Below are 10,963 nucleotides of genomic sequence, written 5' to 3'. Positions count from 1 at the left end.
GCCTCCCGTCCGTCGTCTGCACGACCGGTAGATTCGTCTGGCCGCGATCCAGGGGGGGAACCGTGCAGGCACTGCCGACACCACTCGACACCACCGCGCTCACCGAGCGTGTCCGCCGCCGGGACGTCCGTCGCTCGTGGCGGTCGCTCGTCCGCGCGCACCCCGGAGCGCGTGACACCTCCGGGCTCGTGCGCCGGTTCGTGCTCGGCTTCGCGACGTGGACCGTCCCGCTCGGCTTCCTGGCCCTGGGCATCGGGATCCCGGAGACCATCGCCGAGGGCGCCGACGACGTGGTCACCGCCGTCATCGTCCAGAGCACCATCGGCGCGTTCATGCTGCTCGCCTGGGTGCTCTGCGGCTGGGCGTGGTTCCGCCTGCACCGACGTCGCCCTCGGAAGCGGGTGCACCACCGGCTCGCCCGCTTCGCGGCCGCCAACGGCATGACCTACGAGCCCGGTCCGACGGGGGCCCTCCGGGGTGCCCCGATGCGCCGTCGCGGGTCGCTGAACCTGTACCGCGTGCTGCGGACGCCGGGCCCGCGCGGGTTGGAGTTCGCGAACCACGAGCTCGTGCGGTCGACGATGGACAACACCTCGCCGGCATTCGGCGGGTACTGCGCGATGCGTCTGCCGGTGGCCCTGCCGCACATCCTGCTGCGCTCGGAGGACGGCCCGAAGCGGCCGCTGCACACCTCGTCGGTCGTCCGCGACTCGCAGGTGCTCTCGCTGGAGGGCGACTTCGACCGGTACTTCCGGCTGTACTGCCCGGCGGGCTACGAACGCGACGCGCTGTACCTGTTCACCCCGGACGTGATGGCCCGGCTCGTCGACCACCTGCGCGGCCTCGACGTCGAGATCGTCGACGACTGGATGTACCTCATCAGCGCCCGCGACCTCGTCACCGACAGTGCCGAACGGTGGCAGGCGCTGGCCGCTGCGGTCGACGCGCTCGACGACCGGGTCGAGCGCTGGGGTCGGTGGCGTGACGAGCGGGTCGACGAGGTCGTGCCCGCGCACGACGAACCGGTGGTCCGGGTCCGCGAGGTCGCACGAGCCGGTCGCCGACTCCGGACCACGTGGGGTGCTGGCACGATCCTGATCGTCGGGACGGTGACGCTCGGCTTCGTCGCGCTCGTCGTGGCGGTCAGCCTGCCCTGAGCACGGCCCGCCGCCGAGCAGCCCGCGTGCTCGGCGGCACGGGGCGACGTGTGCGACACTCGGGCCATGACGGGGGCGGATGACATGGTGGGTGGCGACGTCGTGCGGGATGAGCAGCGACGGCGCCGCGCGCAGCGCGAGCAGGACGAGCGCCGCATCGCGTTGGTCGCGGTGCTGGTGCTGTGCGCCGTCCCGTTCATGATGTTCGGGAACCTCGTCTCCACCCTCCGCCTGATCGGCGGGAGCGAAGAGGGTCTCGCGTCCGTCCGCACGTACGAGGTGCTGCTCGTGCTCGCGCCGATCGCGTTCCTGGTCGCGATGATCCTCGGGGCTCGCACCGGACGGCGGGGCGTCCTGCTGCTGGCCCTGACCATGGTGCCGATCGTCCTGATCACGGCCTACGTCTTCGCGGTGCCGCAAGGCCGGTGGCACTCCCCGGCCGGGTTCACCTTCCCGAGCCGCGACGTGCCGGCCTGCTACAGCGGGACCGACAGCTGCGCCGAGTACGGCGGCTGACACGACGTGAGCCGACACGAAGGGCGGTCGGAACGAAAGCCTGTCAGAACGAACGAAGCCCCGTCGCAGTGCGACGGGGCTTCGTTCTGTTCGGTGTCGTACCGACCTGTCGGTACTGTGCGCTCGAAGGGACTCGAACCCCCAACCTTCTGATCCGTAGTCAGATGCTCTATCCATTGAGCTACGAGCGCGTGGCCTTGCGGCCGTGGAAGACTCTACAACAGCTGCGGCCAGGGCGCCAATCGAGCGGGCTCGAGCGGCCCGCTCGGCGTGTCGGCCTCAGAGCCCGGCGAGCTCCTCGTCGAAGACCTCGGCGAGGAAGACCTCGAGCGCCTGCCACGACCGGCGGTCGGCGCGCTCCTGGTACTGCGCGCCGTGGTCCGGCGCGTCGGTCCCCGGCACGGCGAACGCGTGCATGGCTCCGGCGTAGGTGACGAGCTGCCAGTCGACGGACGGTGCCGCGCGCATCTCGTCCTGCCAGGCGACGACCTTCTCGTCCGGCACGACCGGGTCGGACGCGCCGGTGAGGACGAGGAGCTTCGCGCGGATCTCCGAGGCGTCGGAGGGGTTGTGCGTGATGAGCCCGCCGTGGAACGACACCGCCCCGACGAGGTCCACCCCGGTCCGCGCGAGCTCGAGCGCCGTCGAGCCGCCGAAGCAGTACCCCATCACGACGATCCGGGTGTGGTCGACGTCGGGGTCCTGCCGGAGCCGTTCGAACCCGGCGAGCGCCCGTGCCCGCAGCAGCGGGAGGTCCTGGTAGTACGACCCCGCGACCTGCCCGGCGGTGTCGTCGCCCGGACGGATGCCCTCGCCGTAGATGTCCGCGCCGAAGGCCACGTACCCGAGCCGGGCGAGCATCGTGACGCGTGCCTCGACGTGCTCGTTCACGCCGTGCCAGTCGTGCACCACCAGGACGGCGGGACGGGGCCCGGACACCGCGGCGTCCTTCGCCAGGACGCCGAGCAGCGCGGTGCCGTCGTGGTCGTAGCGGACGGACTCGACACGGATGTCGGAGCCGGCGGGTGCGGGGACGGTCTGCAGGACGTCGTCGATGGTGGTCACGTGGTCAGACGTTACGCGTCGACGTTGTCCCAGGCATCGGGGCCCTCGGACCCGGCGGCGTACTCGTCGAGCGGGGTCGTGCCGGCCCGCCAGGCGTCCAGGAACGGCTCGACGACCTTCCAGCCCTGCACGGCGCTGTCGCCGCGGACGGAGAGGGTCGCGTCGCCCTCGAGCACGCCGGCGAGGACCTCGCCGTAGGCGCTGAGTCGTCCGGGGTTGAAGGACACCTCGAGTGCGGTGTGGTCGATCGTGTACGGGTCGCCGGGGCCGTTGACGTTCAGCTCGAGCTGCATCTCGTCGGGGGCGATCCAGATGCAGAGCCGGTCGGGCCGCTCCGCTCCGGACAGCCCGACGGGCACGTGCGGGGAGTCCTTGAACGTGATGAGGATCTCGCGGCGCTGCTTGCCGAGGGCCTTGCCGGACCGCAGGGTGAACGGGACGCCGGCCCAGCGCCAGTTCGCCACCTCGAGCTTCAGCTGCGCGAGGGTCTCGGTGCCGAGCGACGGGTCCACGCCGTCCTCGTCGACGTACGACGGCATCGACCGGTCGCCGACCGTGCCGGCCGTGTACCGCGCACGCTTGCCGGCCGCGACGACGTCGCCGCCCCAGGGCCGCACGGCGCGCAGCACGAGCTCCTTCTGGGTCCGCAGGTCGTCCGCGTCGATCGAGGCCGGGGCCTCCATCGCGACGACGGCGAGCACCTGCAGCAGGTGGCTCTGGATCATGTCGACCAGGGCGCCGGCCTTGTCGTAGTAGCGGGCGCGCCCTTCGAGGCCGAGGGTCTCGTCGTACACGATGTCGACGCGCTCGACGTGCTGCGACGAGAGCAGGGGTTCGATGATGCGGTTCGCGAAGCGCAGGCCGAGCAGGTTGAGCACCGTCGAGCGGCCGAGGAAGTGGTCGACACGGTGGATGCGCTCCTCCGGCAGGAACGAGTGCAGCACGTCGTTGAGGTGCTCGGCGCTCCCCGCGTCCGTGCCGAAGGGCTTCTCGAGCGCCAGGCGGGTGCCGGCCGGCAGCGGCAGGTCCTTCAGGACCTCGCAGCTCTTCTCGGTGACGGCCGGCGGGAGCGCGAAGTAGATCGCCGGGTCGTGCCGGCAGTCGGCCAGGAGGGCCTTCAGGTCGTCGGCGCTCGTGACGTCGGCCTTGCGGTAGCTCGACGCGTCGATGACGGCCTGCAGCCGGTCCGACAGCGTGGTCTCGGCCTCGGCGCCCTCGTCCTCGTTCTTCGACGCCTGCGCGTTCTCGAAGGACTCGCGCACCTGTTGCTTCCAGTCGGCGTCCGAGATGTCCTCCACACCGGCCCCGACGAGCTGGACGTCCCAGTCCTCCTTCACCTCCAGCAGGGTGGCGAGGCCCGGCAGGAGCAGACGCTTCGACAGGTCGCCACTGGCACCGAGGATGAGCAGGGAGGTCTGGAGGCTCGACATGCCCCAGAACGTACTCATGCGTTCCGGCACGTGGCCGGGAGACGCCGATACGGTGGGACCAGTTCGGCGCGAGGGAGCACCATGAGCAGTGGGTACGGAGGGCGACGCCTGCGCGTCGTCGTGGTCGGCACGGGCATGATCGCCGGGGTCCATGCGCAAGCTGCGCGCGCGGCCGGCGCAGAGGTGCTGGGTGTGCTCGGCCGGAACGCGACCCGGTCGGAGCAGGTCGCGGCGCAGCTCGACCTGCCCCGCGGGTACGCATCCCTCGACGAGGTCATCGCGGACGCCCCGGACGTCGTCCACATCTGCACCCCGAACGACCAGCACCACCCCCAGACGCTCGCCGTGATCGCCGCCGGCATCAACGTGGTGTGCGAGAAGCCGCTCGCGATCGACGCGGCACAGGCCTCGGAGCTCGTCGCGGCCGCAGCAGAGGCCGGTGTCGTCGCGACGGTCCCGTTCGTCTACCGCTACCACCCGATCATCCGCGAGATCCGCGGGCGCATCGCGGACGGCGACCTCGGCCGGGTGCTCGCCGTGCACGGGCACTACCTGCAGGACTGGATGCTCGACGAGGACGCCTCGAGCTGGCGCGTCGACGCCGGGGCCGGTGGCCTGTCTCGGGCGTTCGCGGACATCGGCTCGCACTGGTGCGACCTCGTCGAGTTCGTCACCGGTGACCCCTTCGCCTCGGTCTCCGCCGTGACCGACATCGTCTACCCCACCCGTCCCGCGGCGTCGGGTCCGTCGTTCTCCGGCTCCCCCGACCCGGACCCCGTCCTCGACCCGAGTTCGCGCGCCGAGGTCACGACCGAGGACACCGCGGTCGCCACCTTCCGGACGGGCACGGGCCGGATCGGCAACGTCGTGATCTCGCAGGTGTCGGCGGGCCGGAAGAACCGGCTGTGGTTCGAGGTGGACGGCTCCCGCGGGTCGGCGGCGTTCGACCAGGAGCAGCCCGAGTCGGCGTGGTTCGGCAACGAGCGCGGCGCGCAGATCGTCGTCCGCGATCCGTCGCTCGGCGTCCCCGACCAGCGCCGGCTCGCCCTCGTGCCGTCCGGCCACCCGCAGGGCTACCTCGACGCGTTCGCCGCGTTCGTGGCGGACACCTACGCCGCCGTTCGGGCCGGCGATGACCGGTCGGCGTGGCCCGAGGGACTGCCGACGTTCGCGGACGGTGCACGGGCCGCGCACATCATCGACGCCGTGATCGGCAGCGCCGCCGACGGTGGCTGGAGGGAGATCCGATGAAGCTGGGGATGCTGACGGCGTGCCTGCCCGGGTGGTCGCTGGACCGCATCGCCGGGTTCGCGGCCGAGCAGGGGTACGAGCGGCTCGAGGTGGGCGTGTGGCCCGGCACCGGCGGCCGCGACTTCGAGGCCGCCCACCTGCCGGTGGCCACGTTCACCGACGAGGACGCGCAGGCGACCCGCGCCCTGCTCGACCGCACCGGGCTCGAGATCAGCGCGTTCGCCTACTACGAGAACAACCTCCACCAGGACCTCGACCGCCGTGCCCAGATCAAGGAGCACCTCTTCCACGCGATCGACGCGGCGCAGCGCCTCGGCGTGCCGTACGTCGGCACGTTCATCGGTCGCGACAACTCGAAGTCGGTGCGCGAGAACATGGCCGAGGGCGACCGGGTCCTGCCGGAGCTCGTCGACTACGCCGGCGAGCGGGGCGTGCGGCTCATCATCGAGAACTGCGTCATGGAGGGCTGGCACCCCGACGGCTACCCGGGCAACCTCGCGTACTCGCCGGAGCTCTGGGGCTGGGTGACCGGTCTCGGCTTCGGCCTGAACTGGGACCCGTCGCACCTGACCTGGATCGGCATCGACCCCGTCGAGACGATCCTGCCGTTCGCCGAGCACATCGTGCACGCGCAGGCGAAGGACCTCGAGCTCTTCCCCCGGAAGCGGAACGACTACGGCTTCTTCGGCAAGGTCGACAAGGGCGACGACCCGTGGGACATGGGCTGGTGGCGCTTCCGGGTGCCCGGCCGTGGCGTCGTCGACTGGCCGCACGTCGTCGACCGGCTCTACGAGGCGGGGTTCGACGGCACGCTGAGCGTCGAGCACGAGGACCCGCTCTGGGGCGGCACCGACGAGAAGGTCCTCGAGGGGCTCCGCATCGCGCACCGCACCCTCCGTCCCCTCATCGCCGAAGCCTGAGAACGCGGGGGTCGCCGCCCGCGCACGCTGGTGCCATGAGCACCACCGTGAGCGACTTCGTCATCGACCGCATCAAGGCGTGGGGCGTCTCCCGCGTGTTCGGGTACCCCGGCGACGGCATCGGGGCCTTCGACGGTGCCCTCGGCAAGGCGGACGGCAGCGAGCGAGCGCTCGAGTACGTCCGTCCGACGCACGAGGAGATCGCCGCGCTGATGGCGACCGCCCACGCCAAGTTCACCGGCGAGGTCGGGGTCTGCGTCGCCACGTCGAGCCCGGGTGCGTTCCACCTGCTGAACGGCCTGTACGACGCGCAGATGGACAACCAGCCGGTCGTCGCGATCGTCGGGCAACAGGGTCTGGCGTCGATCGGCACGTTCACGCAGCAGGAGTCGAACCTGGAGCGGGTGTTCGCGGACGTGGCCTGCTACGTCGAGACCGTCGCCACGCCGGACGCCGTCGGAGTGGTCGTCGACACCGCGTTCCGGACGGCGATGCTCCGGAAGCAGCCGGCGGTGGTGGTGCTCCCCCACGACGTGCAGGCGATGGCCTACGAGGCGCCCGCGGCCGAGCACTGGGTGTCCCGGTCGAGCGACGTCGCACCGTCCACGCGCATCACGCCGCCCGCCGACGAGATCGCGAAGCTCGCCGAGATCGTGAACGCCGGCGAACGCGTCACCTTCCTGGTCGGAGCGGGTGCCCGCGGTTCGACCGACCAGGTGCTCGCCGCCGCCGAGAAGGCCGGCGCGGGGATCATCACGGCGCTGCGCGGCAAGGACGTCGTACCCTCGGACGTGCCGTGGCACACGCAGCAGGTCGGGCTGCTCGGCTCGCGGCCGAGCCTGACGCAGATCAAGGAGTGCGACACGATCGTGCTCCTCGGCACGAACTACCCGTACGGCGAGTACCTGCCGGCGAGCGGTCAGGCGCGCGGTGTGCAGGTCGACATCAAGCCGGAGCAGATGGGCCTGCGCTACCCGACCGAGCTCAACCTCTGGGGCGACGTCGGCGCGACGCTCGACGCCGTGCTCCCGCTGCTCACCGAGAAGACGGACAAGTCGTGGCAGGAGAAGCTCGCGGGCGAGATGCGCGAGTGGGAGGCCGAGATGGCCCGCCAGGCCGAGGTCGCCTACGACGACGGCGTGAACCCCCGCCGGGTCGTCCGCGCGGTGAACGAGCACCTCCCCGAGGGCGTCACCGTCACCTGCGACGCGGGCACCACGGCGGACTGGTACGGCCACCACATCCGCCTGCGGCGCGGCATGCACGGCGACATGTCCGGGCGGCTGGCGACGATGCTGGCGGCGATGCCGTACGCCGTCGCCGCGAAGTTCGCGTTCCCGGACCGGCCCGCGGTGTGCACGATCGGCGACGGCGCGTTCCAGATGCTCGGGATGAACGAGCTCATCACCGTGAAGAAGTACATGGCGGCGTGGCCGAACCAGCAGCTCGTCATCGTGGTCATGCACAACGACGACCTCGGCCAGGTGTCGTGGGAGATGCGCACCGAGGACGGCAACCCGATGTGGCGCGGTTCCCAGGACGTCGAGTCGATGGACTACGCCGGGTACGCCGAGCTCCTCGGGTTCACCGGCATCGCGGTGCACGGTGACGACGAGGTCGAGGCGGCCGTCGAGCGGGCGTTCGCGAACCCGGGCGTCACGCTCATCGACGCGTACGTCAGCCGGAACGTCCCCCCGCTGCCGCCGCACATCACTGCCGAGTACGCGCTCAACACCGCGAAGAGCCTGCTCAAGGGCGACCCGGCGGAGCTCGGCGTCGTGAAGGACTCGGCGAAGGCGATGGCGGCCGAGGCCGTCGAGCGGGTGAAGGGCGCCCTGGGTCGCGACTGAGCCGCGCGCCGGGCCGTGTGAACAACACGTGACGTGTTGCGGCACACCCTGGCGGGTCTGCTGTGCGTTCTCATAGGTTCGACGCCGATGAACGCTCACACTCCCCCGCGCCGACGTCGGCGTCTCGCCGGCGGCGCGGCACTCGTCACCGCCGGTGTCCTCGTCGCCCTGTCCCTGCCGTCCGGAGCCATCGCGGCCGACGGCGACACCACCATCGACCTCTACAACGTGAACGACTTCCACGGTCGGATCGCGCAGTCCATCTCGCAGACGAACGGCGCGCCGACGCCCCGCGACGGCGACGCCGCGGGCGCTGCGGTCCTGGCCGGCGCGCTCGACGAGCTGCGCGGCGAGGACCCGACCACGTCGGCGTTCGTCAGCTCCGGCGACAACATCGGCGGGTCGACGTTCGAGTCCTTCATCCAGCAGGACCAGCCCACCATCGACGTGCTGAACCAGATGGACCTGTCGGTCAGCGCGATCGGCAACCACGAGCTCGACAAGGGGCAGGACGACCTGCGCGACCGCGTGATCGGCCCGGAGTCCGACCCGAACGCGAAGTGGGACTACGTCTCCGCGAACATCCTCGACGAGGCGACGGGCGAGCCCGCGTTCGACCCGTACGCGGTCGAGGAGATCAGCGGCCAGCGCGTCGCCTTCATCGGCGCCACGGTCGACCTGGTCGGTCAGGGGCTCGTCAGCCCGGACGGCATCAAGGGGCTCGTGATGGGCGACATCACGACCGAGGTCAACAAGGTCGCCGCGCAGATCGTCGCGGAGGACGCCGCCGACGTCATGGTGCTGCTCGTGCACGACGGCGCCGAGACCTCCGCGGCGGCGGACCTGGGCCGCGACAGCGCCTTCGCCCGTGCGGTCCACGGCGTCACGCCCGACGTCGCCGCGATCCTCTCCGCGCACACGCACCAGACCTACGTGCACTCGGTCGTCCCCGAGGGCGGCACGGTCGCCCGACCGGTGATCCAGACCGGCTCGTACGGATTCAACCTCGGTCACGTGCAGCTCGCCGTCGCCGAGGACGGCACGGTCACCGCACCGATCGCCGAGAACATCCGGCTCGTCGACGGCACGTACGGACCGGACGCGGCCGTCGCCGCGACCGTCGGCGCGGCGGTCACCGAGGGCGATCGCCTCGGAGCCGTCGAGCTCGGCACGGTCGACCGCGACCTGCGCCGCGCGGTGCAGCGGGACGGCTCGGAGAACCGCGGTGGCGAGTCGACGCTCGGCAACTTCGTCGCCGATGTGCAGCGTGCTGCGACCGAACGGCAGGGGTCGCAGATCGCGTTCATGAACCCCGGCGGTCTCCGCGCGGACATCACCGCCGGTGCGGTCACCTACAAGGAGGCCGCGGTCGTCCAGCCCTTCGCGAACACGCTCGTCGTCCTCGACCTGACCGGTGCGCAGATCCAGCAGGCGCTCGAGCAGCAGTGGCAGCCGGCGACGGCCAGCCGCCCGTTCCTCAAGCTCGGCGTCTCGGACGGGTTCGCGTACACCTACGACCCGAAGGCCGAGGCGGGCTCCCGCATCACCTCGATGACGCTGGGCGACGAGCCGATCGTGCCCGGCAGCACCTACAGGGTGACGGTGAACTCGTTCCTCGCGGGCGGCGGCGACAACTTCGCAGCCTTCACGGCCGCAGCCACGAAGCAGGACAGCGGCAAGGTCGACCTCGAGGCGCAGGTCGAGTACTTCCAGGCCGACCCAGAGGTGAAGGTCCAGGAGGACCAGCGCTCGATCGGCGTCCGCGTGACGCCGACCCCGGCGGGTGGCTTCCAGCCCGGAGACGCCGTCACCGTCGACCTGTCGTCCCTGGTCTTCAGCAACGTGCCGGGCCAGGGCGGCGAGGTCGCGGTCAGCGCCGGTGGAACGGAGCTCGCCCGGTCGGCGGTCGACACGACGATCGTCGACACGACGGACGAGCAGGGTCAGGCCACACTCCGGTTCACGGTCCCGGGTGCGGCACCCGCGCCGGAGACGCAGCCGGTCGCCCTCGCCGCCGCCGTGGCACCCGCCGCGACGACCGACGAACCGCTCGTCGTGACGCTGCCGAACGGTCGGACGATCACCCTCGCGGTGACGATCCCGCTGCCCGCCGTCGTCGACCCGGGTACCGACCCGGACGACGGCGACCCGAACACGCCGATCGACGACGACCCGACCACTCCGGGCGTCGGGAACGGTGGCGCCGGAGGGGTGGGCGTCGACCTCGACGGCGACGGGGTCGTCGACGGCACCGTCCCGGTGCGCGCCGACGGCGAACTCGCCTTCACGGGTGCCGAGCTCGCCGCTCCGGCGATCGCCGCCGGGCTGCTCCTGCTCGCCGGACTCTCGACCGCGCTGCTCGTCCGCCGGAACCGTGCGAAGCGCGACGCGACCGTCCTGACGGACTGACACCGCGCCTCCAGGCCGACCAGACGGGCCGTCTCACCATGGTGGGACGGCCCGTCCTCGTGCTGCCTGGAGGCGCGGCGCCGGTCCCACGGTCCGGCCCGCGTCGGCGGGCGGTCACCACCACTGTCCCATCCCGGTACTTCCCTGCGGATCCGGCGATGCGCGGGGTACGCTCGGCGTGTCGCATCGCGACGCGTCGTGCTGGGTCACCTCTCGTCCGGACGGTGGTTCCGCCCGGCGGACTCCGCGACGCGGGTGCTCTCCGTCTCCAGGGAAACGACGGAGGGCACCCTCTCCACGTCAGTCCGGGCGTACCTGGTGAATCCGGGCGTACTCACCCGGGAGTTCGGACCGGGTACGCCCGA

Annotated in this window: 8 protein-coding genes and 1 tRNA gene; 6 read left to right on the top strand and 3 right to left on the bottom strand. The window is 71.5% G+C overall.

Going from position 1 to position 10,963, the window contains the following annotated elements; all coding sequences use genetic code 11:
- The first annotated feature begins 62 nt into the window (after nucleotides 1-62).
- Both BIU96_RS01620 and BIU96_RS01615 read left to right on the top strand, forming a co-directional pair.
- Nucleotides 63-1,157 carry a hypothetical protein gene (locus BIU96_RS01620; RefSeq protein WP_071290859.1) on the top strand — a complete coding sequence of 365 codons (1,095 nt, stop codon included), beginning with the start codon at nucleotides 63-65 and terminating at the stop codon, nucleotides 1,155-1,157.
- Nucleotides 1,158-1,223: 66 nt separating this feature from the next.
- Entirely contained in the window at nucleotides 1,224-1,673 is a 450-nt protein-coding gene (locus BIU96_RS01615; RefSeq protein ID WP_139199681.1) for a hypothetical protein, read from the top strand.
- Between the two features lie 118 nt (nucleotides 1,674-1,791).
- On the opposite strand, the gene BIU96_RS01610 is transcribed toward BIU96_RS01615, so the two are convergent.
- The 3 genes from BIU96_RS01610 to BIU96_RS01600 form a co-directional block, all read right to left on the bottom strand.
- Nucleotides 1,792-1,864 (bottom strand) — tRNA-Arg (locus BIU96_RS01610).
- Between the two features lie 88 nt (nucleotides 1,865-1,952).
- Complete coding sequence (locus BIU96_RS01605) at nucleotides 1,953-2,738, bottom strand: dienelactone hydrolase family protein (protein ID WP_071290857.1); 786 nt, start codon at nucleotides 2,736-2,738, stop codon at nucleotides 1,953-1,955.
- A gap of 11 nt (nucleotides 2,739-2,749) precedes the next feature.
- Nucleotides 2,750-4,168, bottom strand: a complete 1,419-nt coding sequence (locus BIU96_RS01600) for a glucose-6-phosphate dehydrogenase (protein WP_083402570.1) — start codon at nucleotides 4,166-4,168, stop codon at nucleotides 2,750-2,752.
- 81 nt (nucleotides 4,169-4,249) lie between these two features.
- Between BIU96_RS01600 and BIU96_RS01595 the strand changes: the two genes are divergently transcribed.
- From BIU96_RS01595 to BIU96_RS01580, 4 genes are all read left to right on the top strand, one after another.
- Nucleotides 4,250-5,419 carry a Gfo/Idh/MocA family protein gene (locus tag BIU96_RS01595; RefSeq protein ID WP_071290855.1) on the top strand — a complete coding sequence of 390 codons (1,170 nt, stop codon included), beginning with the start codon at nucleotides 4,250-4,252 and terminating at the stop codon, nucleotides 5,417-5,419.
- Nucleotides 5,416-6,339: a sugar phosphate isomerase/epimerase gene (locus BIU96_RS01590; protein WP_071290854.1), complete on the top strand. Its 924-nt coding sequence runs from the start codon at nucleotides 5,416-5,418 to the stop codon at nucleotides 6,337-6,339. Before BIU96_RS01595 ends, BIU96_RS01590 begins: the two co-directional genes overlap by 4 nt.
- A 35-nt stretch (nucleotides 6,340-6,374) precedes the next feature.
- Nucleotides 6,375-8,189, top strand: a complete 1,815-nt coding sequence (locus BIU96_RS01585; RefSeq protein ID WP_071290853.1) for a thiamine pyrophosphate-requiring protein — start codon at nucleotides 6,375-6,377, stop codon at nucleotides 8,187-8,189.
- Nucleotides 8,190-8,276: 87 nt separating this feature from the next.
- Nucleotides 8,277-10,598: a bifunctional UDP-sugar hydrolase/5'-nucleotidase gene (locus tag BIU96_RS01580; RefSeq protein WP_071290852.1), complete on the top strand. Its 2,322-nt coding sequence runs from the start codon at nucleotides 8,277-8,279 to the stop codon at nucleotides 10,596-10,598.
- Nucleotides 10,599-10,963: the final 365 nt, after the last annotated feature.

The organism is Curtobacterium sp. MCBA15_008 (genome assembly GCF_001865065.1).
GTDB lineage: Bacteria > Actinomycetota > Actinomycetes > Actinomycetales > Microbacteriaceae > Curtobacterium.
Note: the sequence above shows the minus strand (reverse complement) of the source record. Positions and strands in the feature narration are given on the sequence as shown.